This window comes from Pseudomonas sp. GW822-FHT04H02 (assembly GCF_058800645.1).
The window spans coordinates 228,288-250,940 of record NZ_JBXAMM010000007.1; the positions used below are offsets into that span (position 1 = coordinate 228,288).

Annotated in this window: 18 protein-coding genes; 9 read left to right on the top strand and 9 right to left on the bottom strand. The window is 63.3% G+C overall.

The annotated features are described in order from the left end of the window. Positions 1-77 precede the first annotated feature (77 nt). The gene (gene ppsR / locus AC1RMG_RS27645) at positions 78-896 is read left to right on the top strand and encodes a posphoenolpyruvate synthetase regulatory kinase/phosphorylase PpsR (protein ID WP_011060188.1); all 819 of its coding nucleotides are present in this window, start codon (positions 78-80) and stop codon (positions 894-896) included. A 48-nt stretch (positions 897-944) separates the two neighbouring features. Here the strand turns inward: ppsR and AC1RMG_RS27650 are convergent, their stop codons facing one another. After that, on the bottom strand, positions 945-2,369 hold the full coding sequence (locus tag AC1RMG_RS27650) for an aminotransferase-like domain-containing protein (protein WP_019093275.1): 1,425 nt from the start codon (positions 2,367-2,369) through the stop codon (positions 945-947). Positions 2,370-2,462: 93 nt separating this feature from the next. On the opposite strand from AC1RMG_RS27650, the gene AC1RMG_RS27655 reads away from it, so the two are divergent. After that, positions 2,463-3,416, top strand: a complete 954-nt coding sequence (locus AC1RMG_RS27655) for a DMT family transporter (RefSeq protein WP_493170754.1) — start codon at positions 2,463-2,465, stop codon at positions 3,414-3,416. 118 nt (positions 3,417-3,534) lie between these two features. Here the strand turns inward: AC1RMG_RS27655 and prpD are convergent, their stop codons facing one another. The 6 genes from prpD to AC1RMG_RS27685 form a co-directional block, all read right to left on the bottom strand. Then, complete coding sequence (gene prpD / locus AC1RMG_RS27660) at positions 3,535-5,019, bottom strand: 2-methylcitrate dehydratase (protein WP_053157060.1); 1,485 nt, start codon at positions 5,017-5,019, stop codon at positions 3,535-3,537. A 177-nt stretch (positions 5,020-5,196) separates the two neighbouring features. Then, entirely contained in the window at positions 5,197-6,387 is a 1,191-nt protein-coding gene (gene prpF, locus AC1RMG_RS27665; RefSeq protein ID WP_015634743.1) for a 2-methylaconitate cis-trans isomerase PrpF, read from the bottom strand. A 61-nt stretch (positions 6,388-6,448) separates the two neighbouring features. Then, positions 6,449-9,043, bottom strand: a complete 2,595-nt coding sequence (gene acnD, locus AC1RMG_RS27670; RefSeq protein ID WP_493170758.1) for a Fe/S-dependent 2-methylisocitrate dehydratase AcnD — start codon at positions 9,041-9,043, stop codon at positions 6,449-6,451. Positions 9,044-9,244: 201 nt separating this feature from the next. Next, the gene (gene prpC, locus AC1RMG_RS27675; RefSeq protein ID WP_011060182.1) at positions 9,245-10,372 is read right to left on the bottom strand and encodes a bifunctional 2-methylcitrate synthase/citrate synthase; all 1,128 of its coding nucleotides are present in this window, start codon (positions 10,370-10,372) and stop codon (positions 9,245-9,247) included. 174 nt (positions 10,373-10,546) lie between these two features. Next, on the bottom strand, positions 10,547-11,440 hold the full coding sequence (prpB, locus tag AC1RMG_RS27680; protein ID WP_011060181.1) for a methylisocitrate lyase: 894 nt from the start codon (positions 11,438-11,440) through the stop codon (positions 10,547-10,549). Continuing rightward, complete coding sequence (locus AC1RMG_RS27685; protein ID WP_065363437.1) at positions 11,437-12,159, bottom strand: GntR family transcriptional regulator; 723 nt, start codon at positions 12,157-12,159, stop codon at positions 11,437-11,439. The genes prpB and AC1RMG_RS27685 overlap by 4 nt, the downstream gene beginning before the upstream one ends. Before the next feature lie 267 nt (positions 12,160-12,426). Between AC1RMG_RS27685 and rloA the strand changes: the two genes are divergently transcribed. From rloA to pabB, 4 genes are all read left to right on the top strand, one after another. Then, positions 12,427-12,963 carry a retropepsin-like aspartic peptidase RloA gene (gene rloA, locus AC1RMG_RS27690; RefSeq protein ID WP_011060179.1) on the top strand — a complete coding sequence of 179 codons (537 nt, stop codon included), beginning with the start codon at positions 12,427-12,429 and terminating at the stop codon, positions 12,961-12,963. 5 nt (positions 12,964-12,968) lie between these two features. Beyond that, a complete protein-coding gene (gene rloB, locus AC1RMG_RS27695; RefSeq protein ID WP_011060178.1) occupies positions 12,969-14,501 on the top strand; it encodes an osmotic stress tolerance membrane protein RloB in 1,533 nt (510 codons plus the stop codon). After that, on the top strand, positions 14,501-15,487 hold the full coding sequence (locus tag AC1RMG_RS27700; RefSeq protein ID WP_015634740.1) for an alpha-L-glutamate ligase-like protein: 987 nt from the start codon (positions 14,501-14,503) through the stop codon (positions 15,485-15,487). The genes rloB and AC1RMG_RS27700 overlap by 1 nt, the downstream gene beginning before the upstream one ends. Positions 15,488-15,663: 176 nt before the next feature. Beyond that, positions 15,664-17,007 carry an aminodeoxychorismate synthase component I gene (pabB, locus tag AC1RMG_RS27705; RefSeq protein WP_493170760.1) on the top strand — a complete coding sequence of 448 codons (1,344 nt, stop codon included), beginning with the start codon at positions 15,664-15,666 and terminating at the stop codon, positions 17,005-17,007. Positions 17,008-17,343: 336 nt separating this feature from the next. On the opposite strand, the gene thrH is transcribed toward pabB, so the two are convergent. After that, positions 17,344-17,961 (bottom strand): bifunctional phosphoserine phosphatase/homoserine phosphotransferase ThrH, encoded by a 618-nt coding sequence (gene thrH / locus AC1RMG_RS27710; RefSeq protein WP_011060175.1) that lies wholly within the window; start codon positions 17,959-17,961, stop codon positions 17,344-17,346. A 175-nt stretch (positions 17,962-18,136) separates the two neighbouring features. Between thrH and AC1RMG_RS27715 the strand changes: the two genes are divergently transcribed. From AC1RMG_RS27715 to AC1RMG_RS27725, 3 genes are all read left to right on the top strand, one after another. Further along, the gene (locus AC1RMG_RS27715) at positions 18,137-18,871 is read left to right on the top strand and encodes a phosphoadenylyl-sulfate reductase (RefSeq protein ID WP_011060174.1); all 735 of its coding nucleotides are present in this window, start codon (positions 18,137-18,139) and stop codon (positions 18,869-18,871) included. Between the two features lie 487 nt (positions 18,872-19,358). Further along, on the top strand, positions 19,359-20,900 hold the full coding sequence (locus tag AC1RMG_RS27720; protein ID WP_493170762.1) for an NCS1 family nucleobase:cation symporter-1: 1,542 nt from the start codon (positions 19,359-19,361) through the stop codon (positions 20,898-20,900). Between the two features lie 54 nt (positions 20,901-20,954). Beyond that, positions 20,955-21,683, top strand: coding sequence for an aspartate/glutamate racemase family protein (locus AC1RMG_RS27725; RefSeq protein ID WP_053150018.1), 729 nt, complete (start codon positions 20,955-20,957; stop codon positions 21,681-21,683). A gap of 36 nt (positions 21,684-21,719) precedes the next feature. Here AC1RMG_RS27725 and AC1RMG_RS27730 read toward each other — a convergent pair whose 3' ends face one another. Further along, positions 21,720-22,643 carry a LysR family transcriptional regulator gene (locus tag AC1RMG_RS27730; RefSeq protein WP_011060171.1) on the bottom strand — a complete coding sequence of 308 codons (924 nt, stop codon included), beginning with the start codon at positions 22,641-22,643 and terminating at the stop codon, positions 21,720-21,722. Positions 22,644-22,653 lie beyond the last annotated feature (10 nt).

The following is a 22,653-nucleotide window of genomic DNA, read 5'->3' on the forward strand; positions in this document are numbered from 1 at the left end:
AATGCGGGCCATTCCCGGCCGACAAATCGCGCCTATCATATCCAAGAATCGTCACTAGCTTAAGGCCCAAGCCGCAAATGAAACGATCTGCTTTCTTTATCTCCGACGGTACCGGCATCACAGCGGAAACCCTCGGCCAGAGCCTGTTGGCGCAGTTCGAAAACGTTACCTTCAGCAAATTCACGCGGCCGTATATCGACAGCATGGAAAAAGCGCGGGCCATGGTACAACAAATCAATATAGCCGCCGAAAAAGACGGCCATCGCCCGATTATCTTCGACACCATCGTCAATCAGGACATTCGTGAGATCCTCGCGACCTCCAATGGTTTCATGATCGACATCTTCTCGACCTTCCTCGCGCCCCTGGAACAGGAGCTGAGCGAACACTCCTCCTACTCCGTCGGCAAATCCCACTCCATTGGCCACAACTCCAACTACATGGAGCGGATCGAGGCGGTGAACTTCGCCCTGGACAACGACGACGGCGCCCGCACCCACTACTACGACAAGGCCGACCTGATCCTGGTGGGCGTGTCGCGTTGCGGCAAGACCCCGACCTGCCTGTACATGGCCATGCAATTCGGCATCCGCGCGGCCAACTACCCGCTGACCGAGGAAGACATGGAGCGCCTGCAGCTGCCCAATGCCCTGCGCGCCCACAAGCACAAGCTGTTCGGCCTGACCATCGACCCCGACCGCCTCACCGCGATCCGCAACGAGCGCAAGCCCAACAGCCGCTATTCCAGCTACGCCCAGTGCGAATTCGAAGTGCGCGAAGTGGAAAACCTGTTCCGCCGCGAAAACATCCCCCACATCAATTCCACCCATTTCTCGGTGGAAGAGATCTCGGCCAAGATCCTCGTGGAAAAAGGCGTGGAACGGCGCTTCAAGTAACCTCTGCGCGACCGAAGGCGAGGCCTGCACTGCCCCTCGCCTGCCGCCCTACCAGCGGGACAGCCCACTCTCCTGCTTCAAGGCCGCGGCCAACGCGGCAAAGCCGTCCTGTAGCCGACGATCATCCGCGGAGGTATTGCAGACACTGGCCCGGACGAATTGCGGCACCGCCGCCTGGCCCACGGCAAAGGCTTCGGCAGTGGCCACCAGGTATCCCTGATGCTTGAGATCCGCCTCGATTTCAGAGGCACGCCACGGCTCCGGAACCCTGATCCAGAAATGCGGGCAACCCTCCGGACTGCGCCACTCCAGCCCCTGCAACACCTCCGTGACCAGCTCCTTGCGCCGGGCGATTTCGGCCATCTGCTGCTGACGCAGGCGCTCGGCAACTCCCGTGTCGATCCAGCCCGCTACCAGCTCCAGCGGCAAAGGCGTGGCCATCCAGCAGGTGGCGCGTACCGCTGCGGCCAAACGTCCCACCAGGGGCGACGGCGCATGCAGAAAACCGACCCGCAGCCCTGACGCCACGGCCTTGCTCAGGCTGCTGATCAGCACCGTGCGCTCCGCTGCGAAATGGGCCAGGGGCGCCGGGCGCCGCTCCATCAGCACGGCGTGGGTTTCATCCTCCAGAATCAACAGGTTATGCCGGCGACAGAGCTCCGCCACGGCCTCGCGCCGCGCAGCGGACTGCACCGCAGCCGTGGGGTTTTGCAGGGTCGGGGTGCAATACAGCGCTGAAATGCGGTGCTGCCGGCACGCTTCGTCCAGGGCCTCCGGCAACAGCCCCTGTGCGTCCATCGGCAACCCCAGGAGCTTGATGCCCAACATTCGCGCCGTGCTGATCAGGCCCGGATAGGTCAGGTGTTCAGTGGCCAGGGTATCGCCGGGCTTGAGCAGTGCCAGCAAGGCGACATGCAAGCCGTGCTGGGCGCCGTTGACGCAAATCACCTGCTCGGGATCCGCCTGCAGGCCATCCTGGGTCAGCCAGCGCGCACCCGCGGCGCGATACCGCGCCAGACCGGCCTCGGCGCTGTAACGGGCGATTTGCTGCAGACCCAAAGGATCTTCTGCCAATGCCCGCAAGCCCTGAGCGATGAAATGGTTTTCCTGGCCGGGAATATGGGTGTTGCGGCTCATGTCGAACAGCGCCTCAGGCTCCTCGGCGACGTTGCGAAAGCCGCTGTCGCGCTGGCGCTGCAAACCGTCCTGGCGCACATAAGTACCATCGCCGACCCGTGCCACCACCTGTCCCAGGCGCTCCAGCTCGGCGTACGCGCGGCTGATGGTGCCAATGGTCACGCCCAGCTTGTCCGCCAGCAGGCGATGAGGCGGCAGCTTGCTACCGGGGGCCAGCGTACCGTCGGCAATGGCCTTTTCCAGGGTCTCGGCCAGTCGCTTGTACTTGGCGCCCACCCCTTCCTGCAGTGCGGAACGCATCATTGACACTGTATCAATACTTACTTTGACAGCCATCATTTTCACCAATAGCGTTACTCAAGGGCTCAATTACCGCAAATGACTCGCCCAATATAGAGGTCAATTGCCCATCACGAAAGGAATGCCAGCGTGAATACCAGCACCGTCATATCCGACACCCGCGCCCTGCCCCGCCCCTGGCTTGCCACCCTGGTGACCTGCACCCTGTTCCTGATTGTCTGCCTGAGTTGGGGCACCACCTGGCTGGGCATCAAGATCGCGGTGCAAAGCGTGCCGCCACTGACCGCCGCCGGCCTGCGCTTTCTGATTGCCTTTCCGCTGTTCGCCTGTTTTGCCTGGCTGCGCCGCGAGCCGCTGATGTTTCCCAAGGGCAGCCGGGGCTTCCTGGCATTCGTCACCCTGTGCTACTTCAGCCTGCCCTACACCCTGCTCAACTACGGCGAGGTGCACGTTTCCTCCGGCCTGACCGCGCTGCTGTTCAGTTGCATGCCGGTGTTCATCCTGATTTTTTCCGCCCTGCTGCTGCGGGAGAAGATTCACCTGGCGCAACTGCTCGGCATCGCCATCGGCTTTGCCAGCCTGTTCCAGATCATTCGCGGCCAGGGCCTGCTCAGCGACCACAATGAACTCTCGGGAGTAATGGCAATTCTCGGCGCGGCGCTGCTGCATGCACTGTGTTACGTGGTCACCAAGAAACACGGCAGCGCCATCAGCGTCATCACCTACAACACCTTGCCGATCGGCATCGCCGGTCTACTGCTGTGCCTGGCGGGGTTGGGGATCGAGCACCCGGACTTTTCCACCATCAGCCCGCGTTCCTGGGGCGCCCTGCTGTATCTGGGGCTGGCGGCTTCGGTGGGTGGGTTCATTGTCTATTTTTTCCTGCTGAAACGACTGAACCCGGTGATCCTGTCCTTCGTGTTCATCATTTTTCCGGTGTTCGCGGTGATCATCGGCGCCTGGTACGAAGGCCAGAGCCTGTCCCGGGACCTGCTGCTGTATTCCTCGACCTTGCTCGGCGGTTTCGCCATCACCAAACTGCCCCTGGACAAATGGCTGTCCGGAAAGCCCGCCCGACGCTAAAGAGATTCTGTAGGAGCGAGCTTGCTCGCGAAGGCTTTGAGGACACCGCGTCCGCCCAGCGAGCCCGCGTCATCATTGACGTTCATCGCGAGCAAGCTCGCCCCTACAAGGGTGGGTTTCAGATCACCAGCAGGTCGACGAACCGGTGCACCGGCGTCGCCTCAAGCCGCGCCTGATCCTTGCACAGCTGGAAAATCTGCGTCGCACGCTGGGCCGTGAAACGCGTGGCCAGGTTGGCCTTGAACTTGTCTTCCAGCAGCGGGATGCCTTCGGCGCGGCGGCGCCGGTGGCCAATGGGGTATTCCACCGCGACCTGCTCGGTGCTGGAGCCGTCCTTGAAGAACACCTGGATCGCATTGGCAATGGAGCGCTTGTCGGCCTCCAGGTATTCACGGGTGTAGCGAGGCTCTTCGACGATGTGCATCTTCTCGCGCAACTGATCGATGATCGGGTGCGCGGCATGGAAATCGTCCTCGTAATGCTCCGCCACCAGGGTGCCGAAGGCCAGGGGCACGGCGGTCATGTATTGCAGGCAGTGGTCGCGGTCGGCGGCATTGGCCAGCGGCCCGACCTTGGAAATGATGCGGATCGCCGACTCATGGGTGGTGATGACGATGCGGTCGATTTCGTGCAGGCGGTTGCGCACCAGAGGATGCAAGGTCACCGCCGCTTCGCAGGCCGTTTGCGCATGGAATTCTGCCGGGAAACTGATCTTGAACAGCACGTTTTCCATCACGTAGCTGGCGTATTTCTGCGTCAGGCTGAACTGCCGCTGGCCCTCGGGTTTGAGTGCCAGGTCCTTGTTGGTATGGCTGAACAGCACGTCATAGAAGCCCCACTGCGGCGCCGTCAGGACGCCGGGAATGCCCATCTCGCCACGCAGGGCGATATCCGCCAGGCGCACTCCACGGCTGGAGGCATCCCCCGCCGCCCAGGATTTGCGCGAACCGGCATTGGGTGCATGGCGATAGGTACGCAGCGCCTGGCCATCGACAAAGGCCTGGGACAGTGCCGCCAGCAACTGCTCGCGATTGGCCCCCATCAGCTTGGCGCACACTGCGGTGGAAGCCACTTTCACCAGCAGCACATGATCGAGGCCGACACGGTTGAAGGAGTTTTCCAGGGCAATCACGCCTTGAATCTCATGGGCCATGATCATGGCCTTGAGCACATCATTCATGGTCAGCGGCGCTTCGCCATTGGCCACGCGCTTTTGTGACAGGTGATCGGCCACCGCGAGAATTCCCCCGAGGTTGTCCGAGGGGTGGCCCCATTCGGCCGCGAGCCAGGTGTCGTTGTAGTCCAGCCAGCGCACGATGCAGCCGATGTCCCAGGCCGCCTTCACCGGGTCGAGGCGATAGCTGGTGCCGGGCACCCGGGCACCGAAAGGCACCACGGTGCCTTCGACGATCGGCCCCAGGTGCTTGGTGCATTCGGGAAAACGCAGGGCCAGCAGGCCGCAGCCCAGGGTGTCCATCAGGCAATTGCGTGCGGTATCGAGGGCTTCTCGGGAGTCGATGGAATAATCCAGGACGTAATCGGCAATGTCCTGCAGGACCTGGTCGTAATCGGGACGGTTGTTCAGGTCAACGTTGCTGCTCATGTGCGCTTCACTCCAGTACAGGATGGTAGGTGGTGTCGATTCCTCAGTGACAGGTTCAGGTCAATAACGGCATCGCAGGTCTGCGCCTGCTCAGCGATTCAATCACAACCAGCGGCTGTGGCGAGGGAGCTTGCTCCCGCTGGACAGCAAGCCCCTCCACAGCAAGCGCTTCTCTTCCTAGAAACTGTCGCCGGGCACTCGCACCCAGCCTTCCATCAGCACCCGCGCGCTGCGGCTCATGATGGCCTTGACCACCGTCCAGTCACCGCCGCTCCGGGTGGCTTCGGCGCCGACGCGCAAGGTGCCCGAGGGATGGCCGAAACGTACCGCGCTGCGCGCGCCACCACCGGCCGCCAGGTTGACCAGGGTCCCGGGAATCGCCGCTGCGGTACCTATGGCCACCGCAGCGGTGCCCATCATCGCGTGGTGCAGCTTGCCCATGGACATGGCCCGCACCAGCAGATCGACGTCCCCGGCCTTGATCGCCTTGCCGCTGGAGGCCTGGTAGTCCGCAGGCGCGGCGACAAAGGCCACTTTCGGCGTGTGCTGGCGCTGGGCGGCTTCATCCAGGTGTTTGATCAGGCCCATGCGCAGGGCGCCATGGGCGCGGATGGTCTCGAACATCGCCAGGGCCTTGGGGTCGCCATTGATATCGCCCTGCAGCTCGGTACCGCGATAGCCGATGTCTGCCGCGTTGACGAAGATCGTCGGAATCCCGGCATTGATCAGGGTCGCCTTGAAGGTGCCGACACCGGGCACTTCCAGGTCGTCCACCAGGTTGCCGGTGGGGAACATCGAACCGCCCGCACCCTCTTCCTCGGCCGCAGGGTCAAGGAACTCCAGCTGCACTTCGGCCGCCGGGAAAGTCACGCCGTCCAGCTCGAAGTCGCCGGTTTCCTGGACCTCGCCGTTGGTGATCGGCACGTGGGCGATGATGCTCTTGCCGATATTGGCCTGCCAGATGCGCACCACCGCCACGCCGTTCTGCGGAATGCGCGCCGGGTCCACCAGGCCGCTGCTGATGGCGAAGGAGCCCACTGCCGCCGAGAGGTTGCCGCAGTTGCCGCTCCAGTCGACAAAGGCCTTGTCGATGGCCACCTGGCCGAACAGGTAGTCGACGTCGTGGTCGGCCTTGATGCTCCTGGACAGGATCACCGTCTTGCTGGTGCTGGACGTGGCGCCGCCCATGCCGTCGATCTGCTTGTCATAGGGATCGGGGCTGCCGATCACCCGCAACAGCAGGGCATCACGGGCTGCGCCCGGCAGTTGGGCCGCCTCGGGCAGGTCCTGCAGGTTGAAGAACACGCCCTTGCTGGTGCCGCCACGCATGTAGGTGGCGGGAATCTTGATCTGCGCTACGAATGCCATGAATTTCAGGTCCCGATAATGACCGGGGGCGGCGCCTTGCGGCCCGCCCCCGGTACGTTGCTTAGCTGGCTACTGCCGATTCCAGGAAGTCCTGGGCGAAGCGTTGCAGCACCCCGCCCGCCTCGTAGATCGATACCTCTTCGGCGGTGTCGAGGCGGCAGGTCACCGGTACCTCGAGCCGCTCGCCGTTCTTACGGTTGATCACCAGGGTCAGTTGCGCCCGAGGCGTGCGCGCGCCGATCACGTCGTAGGTTTCAGTGCCGTCGATACCCAGGGTCTTGCGGTCGGTGCCCGCGAGGAACTCCAGCGGCAGCACGCCCATGCCCACCAGGTTGGTACGGTGGATGCGCTCGAAGCCTTCGGCGACGATGGCTTCCACCCCCGCCAGGCGCACGCCCTTGGCTGCCCAGTCGCGGGACGAGCCCTGGCCGTAGTCGGCACCGGCAACGATGATCAGCGGCTGCTTGCGCTGCATGTAGGTTTCGATGGCTTCCCACATCCGCGTCACTTTGCCTTCCGGCTCGATCCGCGCCAGGGAGCCCTGCTTGACCTTGCCGTTTTCCTGGACCATTTCGTTGAACAGCTTCGGGTTGGCGAAGGTCGCGCGCTGAGCGGTCAAGTGGTCGCCACGGTGGGTCGCGTAGGAGTTGAAGTCCTCTTCCGGCAGGCCCATTTTCGCCAGGTACTCGCCGGCCGCGCTGCCCGCCATGATGGCGTTGGACGGCGACAGGTGGTCGGTGGTGATGTTGTCCGGCAACACCGCCAGCGGGCGCATCCCGGTCAGGCTGCGCTCACCGGCCAGGGCCCCTTCCCAGTACGGCGGACGGCGGATGTAGGTGCTCTGCGGGCGCCACTCATACAGCGGCTCGACTTTCGGGCCGGTGTCTTCGTGGATGGCAAACATCGGGATGTAGACCTTGCGGAACTGCTCCGGCTTGACCGCCGCCTTGACCACCGCATCGATCTCTTCATCGCTCGGCCAGATGTCCTTGAGGCGGATTTCCCGGCCGTTGGCGTCCAGGCCCAGCACGTCCTTTTCGATATCGAAACGGATGGTGCCGGCAATGGCGTAGGCCACCACCAGCGGCGGCGAAGCCAGGAACGCCTGCTTGGCGTAAGGGTGGATGCGCCCATCGAAGTTGCGGTTGCCCGAGAGCACGGCGGTGGCGTACAGGTCGCGGTCGATGATTTCCTTCTGGATCACCGGGTTGAGGGCACCGGACATGCCGTTGCAGGTGGTGCAGGCAAAAGCCACCACGCCAAAGCCCAGTTGCTCCAGCTCATGGCCCAGGCCGGCCTCTTCCAGGTACATGGCCACGGTTTTCGAACCCGGGGCCAGGGACGACTTGACCCACGGCTTGCGGGTCAGCCCCAGCTTGTTGGCGTTGCGCGCCAGCAGGCCGGCGGCGATCACGTTGCGCGGGTTGCTGGTGTTGGTGCAACTGGTGATCGCGGCGATGATCACCGCGCCGTCCGGCATCTGCCCCGGGGTTTCGGACCACTGCCCGGCGATGCCCTTGGCCGCCAGGTCGCTGGTGGCGACCCGGGCGTGCGGGTTGCTCGGCCCGGCCATGTTGCGCACCACCGACGACAGGTCGAACTGCAGGCCGCGCTCGTAGCGTGCGCTCTTCAGGCTGTCGGCCCACAGCCCAGTGTGCCTGGCGTAGCTCTCTACCAAACGCACCTGCTCGTCTTCACGGCCGGTGAGCTTGAGGTAGTCGATGGTCTGCTGGTCGATGTAGAACATCGCCGCCGTGGCGCCGTATTCCGGAGCCATGTTGGAGATGGTGGCGCGGTCGCCCAGGGTCAGCGCAGCGGCACCTTCGCCAAAGAATTCCAGCCAGGCCCCCACCACTTTCTGCTTGCGCAGGAACTCGGTCAGCGCCAGCACCATGTCGGTGGCGGTGATGCCCGGTTGCAGCTTGCCGGTGAGCTCGACACCGATGATGTCCGGCAGGCGCATCCACGAGGCGCGGCCGAGCATGACACTTTCGGCTTCCAGGCCGCCCACGCCGATGGCGATCACCCCCAGCGCATCCACGTGGGGGGTGTGGCTGTCGGTGCCGACGCAGGTATCAGGAAAGGCCACACCGTCGAGCACCTGGATCACCGGGGACATTTTCTCCAGGTTGATCTGGTGCATGATGCCGTTGCCGGGCGGGATCACGTCGACGTTCTTGAAGGCCTTCTTGGTCCAGTTGATGAAGTGGAACCGGTCTTCGTTGCGCCGGTCTTCGATGGCGCGGTTCTTGTCGAAGGCGTCCGGGTCGAAACCGCCGCACTCCACCGCCAGGGAGTGGTCGACGATCAACTGGGTCGGCACCACCGGGTTGACCAGCGCCGGGTCACCGCCCTGGTCGGCGATGGCGTCGCGCAGGCCGGCCAGGTCCACCAGTGCGGTCTGGCCAAGAATGTCGTGGCACACCACGCGGGCCGGGAACCAGGGGAAGTCCAGGTCGTCGCGGCGTTCGATCAGTTGGCCGAGGGAAGCGTTGAGGGTTGCCGGATCACAACGGCGCACCAGGTTTTCCGCCAGTACGCGGGAGGTGTAGGGCAGGCTGTCGTAGGCGCCTGGCTTAAGCGCATCGACCGCCGCCCGGGCGTCGAAATAGTCCAGTTGGCTGCCGGGCAGCGTCTTGCGAAATTCACTGTTCATGGTCAGGGCTCGGTCACGGTAGTTTCAAAGGGAGCGCCTGGCACCGTGTTGAATGGGCATCTATCCCCTGTAGGAGCGAGCTTGCTCGCGATGACTGAATCAGGTCCGACATCGCTGTCGGCTGGTCCATCGCTATCGCGAGCAAGCTCGCTCCTGCAGGTGCTGCGGTGCATTCAATCAACAGTACCGGCGCCCTCCCGGTCAGCGGCGCTCGATTGGCACGAACTTGCGCTGTTCAACGCCGATGTACTCGGCGCTTGGACGAATGATGCGGTTGTTGGCACGCTGCTCGAACACGTGGGCGGCCCAGCCGGTCAGGCGCGAGCAGACGAAGATCGGTGTGAACAGCTTGGTCGGGATGCCCATGAAGTGGTACGCCGAGGCGTGGTAGAAATCGGCATTGGGGAAGAGTTTCTTCTGCTCCCACATGGTCTTGTCGATGGCTTCGGACACCGGGAACAGCACCTTGTCACCGACTTCGTCAGCCAGCTTCTGCGACCAGCCCTTGATCACCTCGTTGCGCGGGTCGCTGTCTTTGTAGATCGCATGGCCAAAGCCCATGATCTTGTCCTTGCGCTCGAGCATCCGCAGCAACTCGGCAGTCGCCTCCTCGGGGCTCTGGAAGCGCTCGATCAGCTCCATGGCCGCTTCGTTGGCGCCGCCGTGCAGCGGGCCGCGTAGCGAACCGATGGCCGCGGTGACACAGGAATAGAGGTCCGACAGGGTCGAGGCACAGACCCGGGCGGTGAAGGTGGAGGCATTGAATTCGTGCTCGGCATAGAGGATCAGCGAGACGTTCATCACCTTGACGTGCAAGTCACTGGGCTTCTTGCCGTGCAGCAAGTGCAGGAAGTGGCCACCGATGGTCTGCTCGTCGCTGACGCAATTGATGCGCACGCCTTCGTGGCTGAAGCGGTACCAGTAGCACATGATCGCCGGGAAGGCCGCCAGCAGGCGGTCGGTGACGTCGTGCTGCTGGGAGAAGTCCTTCTCCGGCTCGATGTTGCCCAGGAACGAGCAACCGGTACGCATCACATCCATCGGATGGGCCTGGGCCGGTATGCGCTCCAGCACTTCCTTCAGCGCCTGTGGCAGATCGCGCAGCTTGCTCAGCTTGGCGCTGTAGGCGGCCAGTTGTTCCTGGGTCGGCAGGTCGCCGTACAGCAACAGGTAGGCGACTTCCTCGAACTGCGCATCGGCCGCCAGTTCGCGCACGTCATAGCCGCGGTAGGTCAACCCGGCACCGGCCTGGCCCACGGTGGACAGCGCGGTTTGCCCGGCCACCTGGCCGCGCAGACCTGCACCACTCAATACTTTTGCTTCGGCCATTGCTCTCTCCAATCTTGAATTTGTTAGGGACTTGGCAACTTCACGGGTCGGGGCTCCCCCGACAGTGCAGGAGCGAGCTTGCTCGCGATCCGGGCCCGCGCGCCCCAGCGAATCAGGGGCTGCGCGTTATCGCTGACGGCCATCGCGAGCAAGCTCGTTCCCACAGGGATTGATTCAGCCTTTCTTCTGCGCGAACAGCGCATCGAGCTTCTGCTCGAAGCTGTGGTAATCGATGCGCTCGTACAGTTCCATGCGGGTCTGCATGGTGTCGATCACATTTTGCTGGGTACCGTCGCGACGGATCGCGGTGTAGACGTTTTCTGCGGCCTTGTTCATGGCACGGAACGCCGACAGCGGGTACAGCACCAGGGAAACATCCACGGATTTCAACTGTTCGGTGGTGTACAGCGGTGTGGCGCCGAATTCGGTGATGTTGGCCAGGATCGGGGCTTTCACCCGATCGGCGAAGATCTTGTACATCTCGAGCTCGGTGATGGCTTCCGGGAACACCATGTCGGCGCCGGCCTCGATGCACGCCGCGGCGCGTTCGAGGGCCGACTCCAGGCCTTCCACCGCCAGGGCGTCGGTGCGCGCCATGATCACGAAGCTGTCATCGGTACGGGCATCCACCGCGGCCTTGATGCGGTCGACCATTTCCTGCTGGGAAACGATCTCCTTGTTAGGGCGGTGACCGCAGCGCTTGGCGCCGACCTGGTCTTCGATATGGATCGCCGCGGCGCCGAACTTGATCATCGACTTGACGGTACGCGCCACGTTGAAGGCCGACGAACCGAAACCGGTGTCCACGTCCACCAGCAGCGGCAGGTCGCAGACGTCGGTGATACGACGCACATCAGTGAGGACGTCGTCCAGACCGGTAATGCCCAGGTCAGGCACGCCGAGGGAGCCGGCAGCGACCCCGCCGCCCGACAGATAGATGGCCTTGAAACCGGCGCGCTTGGCCAGCAGGGCATGGTTGGCGTTGATCGCGCCGACCACTTGCAACGGCTGTTCGCTGGCGACCGCATCGCGGAAACGCTGGCCTGGAGTGCTCTTGTTGGAACTCATGACTCACCTCGTGGAGTGGCTGTCTGATGGGCGCTGTCCTGGTAGTGACGCGCGATATTGCGTTTCGAGGCACCGATGTGGCGGCGCATCAACAACTCGGCCAGTTCGCCGTCGCGATCGGCAATGGCATCGAGAATCCGGTGGTGTTCGGCAAAGGCCTGGTGCGGGCGATTGGGGGTCGCGGAAAACTGGATGCGGTACATGCGCACCAGTTGATACAGCTCGCCACAGAGCATCTGCGTGAGGGTGCGGTTGCCGGCGCCCTGGATGATCCGGTAGTGGAAGTCGAAGTCCCCTTCCTGCTGGTAGTAGCCGACGCCGGCCTGGAACGCCGCATCGCGTTCGTGGGTATCGAGCACCCGGCGCAGTTCGTCGATTTCCTCGGTGGTCATGCGCTCGGCCGCCAAGCGACAGGCCATGCCTTCCAGGGACTCACGGATTTCGTAGAGTTCGATCAGCTCGGCATGGCTCAGGGACACCACCCGGGCGCCGACATGGGGCACCCGCACCAGCAGGCGCTGACCTTCCAGGCGGTGGATGGCCTCGCGCAGCGGGCCGCGACTGATGCCGTAGGTGCGCGCCAGTTCAGGCTCGGAGATCTTGCTGCCCGGGGCGATCTCGCCCTTGACGATGGCCGCCTGGATCCGCCGGAAGACGTTTTCGGACAGGGTTTCAGAATCGTCCTGTGCCTGCATCGGGTGTTCGAGTTGACCCAGCATATTGTCGACACCTTTAAAATCAATGAGGCAAAAATTAGCCAATACACCGAAAACAGTCAAAGGAAAAATAGAGATTGTCGACAATCGTCTAATAACCCTAAGCGCCAGAGCAAGACAAAAGGCCCGCCCCCGGCGCTGGCGCCATAAAACCAGCATGCTAGAATGCCGCCCGCATTGGCCTGTCATCTTTTTATGGCACGCATACGAGGGAGCTTGCGCAGCAATGCCGGTCGCCTTGAACTGAAGAACCCATGCCCATCAGGATCTATGAGACTCAAGGCCCTTCCCCTACTGCTCTGCCTGCTTGCCCTGCCCGGCATCAGCGCCGCCGCCGGCAAGACTGTCTACGGCTTGAATGAATACGCTCGGCTGTCCGGCATCGACCTGGAGGTCGCGGCCAAGCTCGACACCGGGGCCAAGACCGCTTCCCTGAGTGCCCGCGACATCAAGCGCTTCAAGCGCAATGGCGAGTCCTGGGTGCGTTTCTACCTGGCGATCGACGCCGCCCATTCCCATCCCATCGAACGGCCTCTGGCCCGGGTCAGCAAGATCAAGCGCCGTGCCGGCGACTACGACCCCGATGAGGACAAGAACTACACCGCACGGCCGGTCATCGCCCTGGATGTCTGCATGGGCAGCGCCCTGCGCAGCATCGAAGTGAACTTGACCGACCGCAGCGCATTCCAATACCCGCTCCTGATCGGCTCCGAAGCCCTGAAACGCTTCGATGCGCTGGTCGACCCCAGTCTTAAATACGCTGCTGGCAAACCCGCCTGCGCCACCGACGCTCATACCGCAGAGTAATTCCAATGCGCTCTCTTACCCTTCATCTGAAAGTCCTGATCGCCATCCTGGTGGTGCTGGGCATTTCGATCACGGCCTATCAGATCTTCGTGCTCGGCATTCCGGTGACCGAAGACGCTACCGACGATCTGTGGAACATCGATGCCAAGGTCGAGTTCGTCGCCAACGGCAAGGACCCGATCAAGATCCAGATGTTCGTGCCGCCCCTGAGCCGCGATTACGTGAGCCTCAACGAGAGCTTCATTTCCAACAACTACGGGGTGGCGGTGAACCGCGTCGACGGCAACCGCAAGGTCACCTGGTCGGCGCGCCGGGCCAAGGGCAACCAGACCCTGTACTACCGCCTGGTGCTGACCAAGCGCTACAGCGCTGAGAAAGCCAAGGTCAAGGGCCCGACCTTCCGTGACAGCATGGCCGTGGAAGGCCCGGAAAAGATCGCCGCCGACGCCCTGCTGGCGCCGATCCGCCAGCATTCGGCGGACGTCGAGACCTTCATCAGCGAAGCCATCAAGCGGGTCAACAACGCCAATGATGACAACGCCAAGCTGTTGCTGGCCGGCGATCCGTCCAGCACCAACAAGGCGAAGATTGTCGAGCTGCTGCTGTCCATCGCCCACGTGCCGGTGGAAAAGGTCCACACCATCCGCCTGGTGGCCGACCAGCCGCAGACCCCGGAGCTTTGGCTGCGCAGCTTCAACGGCACCGACTGGCTGTACTTCAACCCGGAAACCGGTGAGCAGGGCATGCCCAGCGACCGCCTGCTGTGGTGGACCGGCGACGACAACCTGATCACCGTCGATGGCGGCAAGAAAGCCAACGTCACCTTCAGCCTCAACAACAGCGAAATGAACGCCATTCGCCTGGCCAAGCTGACCGACGAGAACACCGACGCCAACTTCCTCGAATACTCGCTGTACGGCCTGCCGCTGCAGACCCAGCAGACCTTCATGATCATGGTGATGATCCCCATCGGCGTGCTGGTGATCCTGGTGCTGCGCAACCTGATCGGCCTGCAGACCCTCGGCACCTTCACCCCGGTGCTGATCGCCCTGGCCTTCCGCGAGACCCAGTTGGGCTTTGGCATCGTGCTGTTCACGGTGATCACCGCGCTTGGGCTGTCCTTGCGCTCCTACCTCGAACACTTGAAGTTGCAGATGCTGCCGCGACTCTCGGTGGTACTGACCTTCGTCGTGGTGCTGATCGCCGCCATCAGCCTGTTCAGCCACAAGCTGGGCCTGGAACGCGGCCTATCGGTGGCACTGTTCCCGATGGTGATCCTGACCATGACCATCGAACGCCTGTCCATCACCTGGGAAGAGCGCGGCGGCGGCCATGCGATGAAAGTCGCCATCGGCACCCTGTTCGCCGCCTCCCTGGCGCACCTGATCATGAGCGTGCCGGAACTCACCTACTTCGTCTTTACCTTCCCGGCGATGCTGCTGATCCTGGTGGGCTTCATGCTGGCGATGGGTCGCTACCGCGGCTACCGCCTGACGGAGCTGGTGCGTTTCAAAGCCTTCGTCAAGGCCGACTCCTGATGTTCGGCCTGTGGAAGACCTGGAAAGCCCTCGAAGCGCGGGGAATCATGGGTATCAACCGGCGTAATGCCGACTACGTGCTCAAGTACAACAAGCGCAGCCTGTACCCCATCGTCGATGACAAGATCATCACCAAGGAACGGGCGATCAAGGCCGGTATCCATGTGCCGGAACTGTACGGGGTGATCTCCACCGAGAAGGAAATCGACAAGCTCGGCGAGATCCTCAAAGGGCGCAACGACTTCGTGATCAAGCCGGCCCAGGGCGCCGGAGGTGACGGGATCATTGTGATCGCCGACCGCTTCGAGGGCCGCTATCGCACGGTGTCCGGCAAGATCATCAGCCACGAAGAGATCGAGCACCATATCTCCAGCATCCTCACCGGCCTGTACTCCCTGGGCGGCCACCGCGACCGGGCGCTGATCGAGTACCGAGTGACCCCGGACCAGATCTTCAAGAGCATCAGCTATGAAGGCGTGCCGGACATCCGCATCATCGTGCTCATGGGCTACCCGGTGATGGCCATGCTGCGCCTTCCGACCCGCCAGTCCGGGGGCAAGGCCAACCTGCACCAGGGCGCCATCGGCGTCGGGGTCGACCTGGCCACCGGCCTGACCCTGCGCGGCACCTGGCTGAACAACATCATCACCAAGCACCCGGACACCACCAACGCCGTGGACGGCGTGCAACTGCCCTACTGGGACGGCTTCATGAAGCTGGCGGCCGGCTGCTACGAACTCTGCGGCCTGGGCTACATCGGCGTGGACATGGTGCTGGACCAGGACAAGGGCCCGCTGATTCTCGAACTCAACGCGCGGCCGGGGCTGAACATCCAGATCGCCAACGACTGCGGCCTGACCCAGCGCACCCACGCCATCGAAGCCCACCTTGAGGAGCTCAAGGCCCAGGGCATCGAGGAAAGCGTCGAGGAGCGGGTACGCTTCGCCCAGGAACTGTTTGGCCATATACCTGCCGTGGAAGGCTGATAGCGCCTGCCGCAGGGTGCGAACGGAAGGTCCTGCGGGCCTTTTCGCAGCCTGCGGCAGCAGCTGCAGGTCGGTGAATACGCCACGAACCGGGCAAACACCGACATCCCCTCTAGGAGCAACTCCTGCAGAGGCATACAATCGCCAGCCGCGCTCCGATGGCTGATTTGCCCCGCATGTTGACCTGCTCCGTACACCCGCTCCCCTACCGCACCAACCCCGCCGAGTATTTCGCGGCAATCGAACACGCCCCCGGCGCCGTGCTGCTGGACAGCGGCCGGCCCAGCGCCGAGCGCGGGCGCTATGACCTGCTCAGCGCCTGGCCCCTGGCGCAGTTGACCGTGGCCGCCGCAGAAAGCGGCAGGGGCTTTCTCCAGCGCCTGCGGGACAACCTGGGACAACTGGGCCCGGCGCAACTGCCCGCTCCTTATGAACTGCCCTTCGCCGGCGGCCTGATCGGCTACCTCAGCTATGACTTCGGCCGCCATCTGGAGCGCCTGCCAAGCCAGGCCCGGGATGACCTGCAACTGCCCGACGCACGCTTTGGCCTGTATGCCTGGGCGCTGATCAACGACCACCAGGCAGGCACCAGCCAGCTGGTGTTCCACCCCAGCCTGGATGCCACCGAGCGCCAGCGCCTGATTCAACTGTTCAGCCAGCCGCTGCCCGCGTCGCAGCCGGCATTCAAGCTGACCGGCGCCATGCTGGCTGATCTGAGCGCCGAGGACTACCGCCAGGCGTTCCAGCGCATCCAGCACTACATCCAGGCCGGCGACTGCTACCAGGTGAACTTCGCCCAACGCTTTCGCGGCCAGTACCAGGGGGATCCCTGGGCGGCCTATTGCGCCCTGCGCGCCGCCTGCCCGACCCCGTTCTCGGGTTTCCAGCGGCTGCCGGAAGGCGGTGCGGTGCTGAGCCTGTCGCCGGAGCGCTTCGTCCACGTCAGCCAGGGCCGGGTGGAAACCCGCCCGATCAAAGGCACACGCCCCCGCAGCCGGGATGCCGCGCAGGACGCGGCCAATGCCGCCGAGCTGCTGGCCAGCCCCAAGGACCGGGCGGAAAACCTGATGATCGTCGACCTGCTGCGCAACGACCTGGGGCGCACCTGCCGCATAGGCTCGGTACGGGTACCGGAGCTGTTCAGCCTGGAAAGCTACCCCAACGTGCACCACCTGGTGAGCAGCGTCACTGGCGAGCTGGCGGACGGCAAGGACGCCCTGGACCTGATCGCCGGCAGCTTTCCCGGTGGCTCGATCACCGGAGCACCGAAGATCCGCTCGATGCAGATCATCGACGAGCTGGAACCCACGCGGCGTGCGCTGTACTGCGGTTCGCTGCTGTACCTGGACGTGCGCGGAGAAATGGACAGTTCGATCGCCATCCGCAGCCTGCTGGCCAAGGATGGGCAGATCTGTTGCTGGGGCGGCGGCGGAATAGTCGCGGATTCCGACTGGCAGGAGGAATACCAGGAGTCCATCACCAAGGTGCGGGTGTTGCTGGAGACATTGCAGGGGCTTTAGGGCCTCTTCGCCGGCAAGCCGGCTCCTACAAGCGCGCGTCGTTCTCCCACCCGTAGGAGCTGGCTTGCCAGCGAAGGCGTCGGCAGGATTTGCGCAAAATCCAAAGGCCTCTTCGCCGGCAAGCCGGCTCCTACAAGCGCGCGCCGTTCTCCCCCCGTAGGAGCTGGCTTGCCAGCGAAGGCGTCGGCAGGATTTGCGCAAAATCCAGGGGTCCCTTCGCCGGCAAGCCGGCTCCTACAAGAGCGCGTCGCTCTCCCCCCGTAGGAGCTGGCTTGCCAGCGAAGGCGTCGGCAGGATTTGCGCAAAATCCAAGGGTCTCTTCGCCGGCGAACCGGTTTACAAGCTCAGGGGACGATTGGAAGCCTTGATGAACTCCTGCTTCAGCTCGGCAAAGCTGTGCACCGCCGGGAACTGCGGGAACTCGCGGATCACGTTGTCCGGGGCGTGGAACAGGATGCCAGCATCCGCCTCACCGAGCATCGTCGTGTCGTTGTAGGAATCCCCCGCCGCAATCACCCGGTAGTACAGGCTCTTGAAGGCCAGCACCGACTGGCGCTTGGGGTCTTTCTGGCGCAACTGATAGCCGGTCACCCGGCCGCCGTCATCGGTGATCAGGCGGTGGCAAAGCAGGGTCGGAAAGCCCAGCTGGCGCATCAGGGGCTGGGAAAATTCATAGAAGGTGTCGGAAAGGATCACCACCTGGAAGCGCTCGCGCAGCCAGTTGACGAATTCCACCGCGCCGTCCAGTGGCTTGAGGGTGGCGATCACTTCCTGGATGTCCGAAAGCTTCAGGCCGTGTTCGTCGAGAATCCGCAGGCGCTGTTTCATCAGCACGTCGTAGTCGGGAATATCCCGGGTGGTCGCCTTGAGGGATTCAATCCCGGTTTTTTCGGCAAAGGCGATCCAGATTTCCGGGACCAGTACACCTTCCAGATCGAGACAGGCAATTTCCACAAGACACTCCCATTGGTTCTGATTATTTAAATTGAGCGAGCAAAAGGACTGCCGAACTCTAGCGATTCGCCTGCACAGGCGCAACGCAGAGGAGCGCGCCAGGGCGGTGTGGATTTTGTTAAGATCGCCCCCCTATAGAGCGCACAGCGCCACCGACCTGTAGGAAACCGCCCTGATGACCCCATCGTTCGACGTCGCTGAACTCGCCGCGACCTATGCCAACAAGTCTGCCCAGGACATTCTCAAACTGGCCTTCGCCCAGTTCGGCGATGACCTGTGGATTTCCTTCAGCGGTGCCGAGGATGTGGTGCTGGTGGACATGGCCTGGAAGCTGAACAAGAACGTCAAGGTGTTCAGCCTGGATACCGGCCGCCTGCACCCGGAAACCTACCGTTTCATCGATCAGGTGCGTGAACACTACAAGATCCAGATCGAGCTGATCTCGCCGGACCACAGCAAGCTCGAACCCTTCGTCAAGGAAAAGGGCCTGTTCAGCTTCTATAAGGACGGCCATGGCGAGTGCTGCGGTATCCGCAAGATCGAACCGCTGCGGCGCAAGCTGTCCACCGTCAGCGCCTGGGCCACCGGCCAGCGCCGTGATCAGAGCCCGGGTACCCGCAGCCAGGTGGCAGTGCTGGAAGTCGACACAGCCTTCTCCACGCCGGAGCGCACCCTGTACAAGTTCAACCCACTGGCACAAATGAGCAGCGAGGAGATCTGGGGTTACATCCGCATGCTCGAACTGCCCTACAACAGCCTGCATGAACGCGGCTTCATCAGCATCGGCTGCGAGCCCTGCACCCGCCCGGTACTGCCCAACCAGCACGAGCGCGAAGGCCGCTGGTGGTGGGAGGAAGCCACCCAGAAAGAATGCGGCTTACACGCCGGCAACATTATCAGCAAAGCCTGACACCTTCCCTGCGGGCGCGCCTGAAGGACGTCCGCACTGAAAGCCAACCCGCAGCAAAACCTGTACACAATAATGTCACCGTCGGTGCCATTTTTGTGTGCACTTCAAAGATTCCCCGCCCCAAAAGGTTACAAGCCTTTCCTGCGCCGATATCCATTGGGCGCCAAGCCGTGCCTGGCGAAAAATAAATACCTGTTCAAACGGTCAATTTTTAATCTCGTCTTTTCAGAAGGTTAGGAATAACCCATAACAAAACGAAATCAGCAGCCAATTTCATAGTCGTGAAATTGGCACAGAAGTGGCTTTAGTGGATGTATGTTTTGTATACAAAAAAACCAAAACATACATACACTAACCGTCCGCACGCCTGACCCACGACTCAAGCTGCAGATGCCCCGAACCCAGTGATTCCTCCCCTGTGACGAAGATTGTCGAGCCCCCTCGCTCAAGCACAGTCATCCAGGGCCGGAGTCAGGAGCATGCCGGAATGCGTACCAGCCCTTCCAACAACATCGCACTGGATCTGCCCTCCTCGCTGCATTCGCACAACGTCCAACAACCGGTCGCCGATGCGGCCCCCATCGCGCTCAGCCCACGCCTGCACAACCGCGACCTGGCACCGACCAAGGTCGAAGGCCGGCGCTGGGGTGGCTACAGCATCTTCGCCTTGTGGACCAACGATGTGCACAACATCGCCAACTACTCCTTCGCCATCGGCCTCTACGCCCTGGGCCTGGGCGGCTGGCAGATCCTGCTGTCCCTGGGGATAGGCGCGGCGCTGGTGTATTTCTTCATGAACCTGTCCGGCTACATGGGGCAGAAGACCGGGGTGCCGTTCCCGGTGATCAGCCGCATCAGCTTCGGCATCCATGGCGCGCAGATTCCGGCACTCATCCGGGCGGTGATCGCCATCGCCTGGTTCGGCATCCAGACCTACCTGGCCTCGGTGGTGTTTCGCGTGCTGCTCACGGCCATCCATCCGGGCTTCGCCGATTACGACCACAACTCGATCCTCGGCCTCTCGACCCTGGGCTGGGCCTGCTTCCTGGTGATCTGGCTGGTGCAACTGGCGATCCTCGCCTATGGCATGGAAATGATCCGGCGCTACGAAGCCTTCGCCGGGCCGATCATCCTGCTGACCGTGGCCTGCCTGGCCGCCTGGATGTACACCCAGGCCGACGGGCAGATCGCCTGGTCGATCCGCGAACCTCTGACCGGCAGCGAAATGTGGCGGCAGATCTTCGCCGGCGGCGCCCTGTGGCTGGCGATCTACGGCACCCTGATCCTCAACTTCTGCGACTTCGCCCGCTCCTCGCCGTGCCGCAAGACCATCAAGGTCGGCAACTTCTGGGGCCTGCCGGTGAACATCCTGGTGTTCGCCACCATCACCGTGCTGCTGTGCGGCGCGCAGTTCCAGATCAATGGCCGGGTCATCGAAAGCCCCACGGAGATCATCGCCTCGATCCCCAACACACTGTCCCTGGTCCTGGGCTGCCTGGCCTTTCTGATCGTGACCGTGGCGGTGAACATCATGGCCAACTTCGTCGCCCCGGCCTTCGTCCTCAGCAACCTGGCGCCCAAGTACCTGACCTTCCGCCGCGCCGGGCTGATCAGCGCGGCGCTGGCGGTGCTGATCCTGCCGTGGAACCTGTACAACAGCCCGCTGGTGATCGTGTATTTCCTCTCCGGCCTGGGCGCCCTGCTCGGCCCGCTGTACGGGGTGATCATGGTGGACTACTGGATCCTGCGCAAAGCCCAGGTCAACGTGCCGCAGCTCTATAGCGAAGACCCGCAAGGCGCCTATTTCTACAGCCACGGGGTCAACCTGCGGGCAGTGGGGGCCTTTATTCCCGCGGCGCTGATCGCCATCGTGCTGGCCCTGGTGCCGGGTTTTGCCAGCGTCTCGCCATTCTCCTGGCTGATCGGCGCCGGCATCGCCGGGATGCTCTACCTGATCATCGCCAAGCGCCAACCTGGCTACGCGGACGTCAGCGGCGAAAGCATCGCCGTGGACAACGTCAGCCATTGAACCTGCCCGGCCCGGCGCGCCGGGCCTGAACTGCCCAACCTGCAAGGAACCCTCATGCGAATTCTCGTGGTCAACGTCAACACCACCGACTCCATCACCCAGGCCATCGCCCACCAGGCACAAAGCGTGGCAGCGCCGGGTACCGAGATCATCGGCCTGACTCCCTACTTCGGCGCCGAATCGGTGGAAGGCAACTTCGAAAGCTACCTGGCGGCCATCGCCGTAATGGACCGGGTGCTGGCCTACGACCAGCCCTATGACGCGGTGATCCAGGCCGGCTACGGCGAGCACGGCCGCGAAGGCTTGCAGGAACTGCTGAACGTGCCAGTGGTGGACATCACCGACGCCGCCGCCAGCACTGCCATGTTCCTTGGCCACGCCTACTCGGTGGTCACCACCCTGGACCGCACCGTGCCGCTGATCGAAGACCGGCTCAAGCTCTCCGGCCTTTATGACCGCTGCGCCTCGGTGCGGGCCAGCGGCCTGGCGGTACTGGAGCTGGAGGAAGACCCGCTGCGCGCCGTGGAAGCCATCGTGCGCCAGGCCGAACGGGCGGTGACCGAGGACAGGGCCGAAGTCATCTGCCTGGGCTGCGGGGGCATGGCCGGCCTGGATGAACAGATTCGCTTGCGCACCGGGGTGCCGGTGGTGGACGGAGTAACGGCAGCAGTGACCATTGCCGAGTCCTTGGTGCGTCTGGGGCTATCCACCTCCAAGGTACGCACCTATGCCACGCCCCGGCCCAAGCGAGTGCAGGGCTGGCCCTTGCGGGCGGGGCGCTGAGGCCGGCGGTACATAGAGTCGTCGCCAGGCCGGCTCCTACAAGGCGCTGAAGGCCTGAGCCAGGCCTTGCTCGGCGAACTGCTCAATGACGAAGTCGACGAAGGCCCGCGTCTTGCCCGGGAGCATCTTGTGCTCGGCGTAGTAGATCGAGGTAAAGCCATCGTCCACGTACCAGTCCGGCAACACCCGCTGCAAGGCCCCGGAACGCAGGTAATTGACGGCAAACGGCATGCTCACCAAGGCCAGGCCCAGCCCTTGGGCCGCGGCGATGCAGGCGGCCTCGGAATCGCTCATGGTCATGCTGGCCTTGAGCTCCAGCGGGCACATCAGCCCTCCCCGACCGGTCATCTGCCAGGTGCGGATGCGCCCGGTCTGGGGGGAGCGGATAAGAATCCCCCGGCAATGCCGCAGGTCTTCGGGCCCGTTGATCGGTGCCCGCCCCCGCAGGTAATCGGCGCTTGCCACCAGCACCCGGTGAGCCGGCGACAGCCGCCGGGCGACCACTCCCTGGGGCAATTCGAAACCGCCGCCAATGGCCGCATCAAAACCTTGGCCGATCAGGTCCACCTGGCGGTTGTCGAAATGCCAGTCGGGATGAATATCCGGGTAGCGGCGCAAAAAGGCGCCGAGCATCGGCACTATGTACAGCCCGCCAAACACCGTGCCCATGCTGACCTTGAGCGTCCCCGCCGGGCGCCCCTGGGCATCGGCCAGGGTGCTGACCGCGTTCTGGATGGTCTGCAGGCTGTCGGCGACTTCCGCGAGAAACAGGCGGCCGGCCTCGGTCAGGGTCAAGCGCCGGGTGCTGCGCTGGAACAGGCGCACACCAACCCGGGTTTCCAGCTTGGCCACGCTCTTGCCCACCGCCGCCGGGGTCAGGCCGAGCCGCCGCGCCGCCTCGGCAAAGCTGCCGACTTCAGCGCTGCGGACAAAACATTCGATACTGCTAAAGGCTTCCATAGAGGCCACT

Excerpts from the sequence above, each read along its gene's own strand:
- AC1RMG_RS27685 (WP_065363437.1), bottom strand. The coding sequence starts at position 12,159 with ATGCTGGGTCAACTCGAACACCCGATGCAGGCACAGGACGATTCTGAA.
- AC1RMG_RS27715 (WP_011060174.1), top strand. The coding sequence starts at position 18,137 with ATGACCCCATCGTTCGACGTCGCTGAACTCGCCGCGACCTATGCCAAC.
- acnD (WP_493170758.1), bottom strand. The coding sequence starts at position 9,043 with ATGAACAGTGAATTTCGCAAGACGCTGCCCGGCAGCCAACTGGACTAT.
- AC1RMG_RS27720 (WP_493170762.1), top strand. The coding sequence starts at position 19,359 with ATGCGTACCAGCCCTTCCAACAACATCGCACTGGATCTGCCCTCCTCG.
- pabB (WP_493170760.1), top strand. The coding sequence starts at position 15,664 with ATGTTGACCTGCTCCGTACACCCGCTCCCCTACCGCACCAACCCCGCC.
- ppsR (WP_011060188.1), top strand. The coding sequence starts at position 78 with ATGAAACGATCTGCTTTCTTTATCTCCGACGGTACCGGCATCACAGCG.
- AC1RMG_RS27725 (WP_053150018.1), top strand. The coding sequence starts at position 20,955 with ATGCGAATTCTCGTGGTCAACGTCAACACCACCGACTCCATCACCCAG.
- rloA (WP_011060179.1), top strand. The coding sequence starts at position 12,427 with ATGAGACTCAAGGCCCTTCCCCTACTGCTCTGCCTGCTTGCCCTGCCC.
- prpB (WP_011060181.1), bottom strand. The coding sequence starts at position 11,440 with ATGAGTTCCAACAAGAGCACTCCAGGCCAGCGTTTCCGCGATGCGGTC.
- rloB (WP_011060178.1), top strand. The coding sequence starts at position 12,969 with ATGCGCTCTCTTACCCTTCATCTGAAAGTCCTGATCGCCATCCTGGTG.
- AC1RMG_RS27700 (WP_015634740.1), top strand. The coding sequence starts at position 14,501 with ATGTTCGGCCTGTGGAAGACCTGGAAAGCCCTCGAAGCGCGGGGAATC.
- AC1RMG_RS27730 (WP_011060171.1), bottom strand. The coding sequence starts at position 22,643 with ATGGAAGCCTTTAGCAGTATCGAATGTTTTGTCCGCAGCGCTGAAGTC.
- AC1RMG_RS27650 (WP_019093275.1), bottom strand. The coding sequence starts at position 2,369 with ATGGCTGTCAAAGTAAGTATTGATACAGTGTCAATGATGCGTTCCGCA.
- prpC (WP_011060182.1), bottom strand. The coding sequence starts at position 10,372 with ATGGCCGAAGCAAAAGTATTGAGTGGTGCAGGTCTGCGCGGCCAGGTG.
- prpF (WP_015634743.1), bottom strand. The coding sequence starts at position 6,387 with ATGGCATTCGTAGCGCAGATCAAGATTCCCGCCACCTACATGCGTGGC.
- prpD (WP_053157060.1), bottom strand. The coding sequence starts at position 5,019 with ATGAGCAGCAACGTTGACCTGAACAACCGTCCCGATTACGACCAGGTC.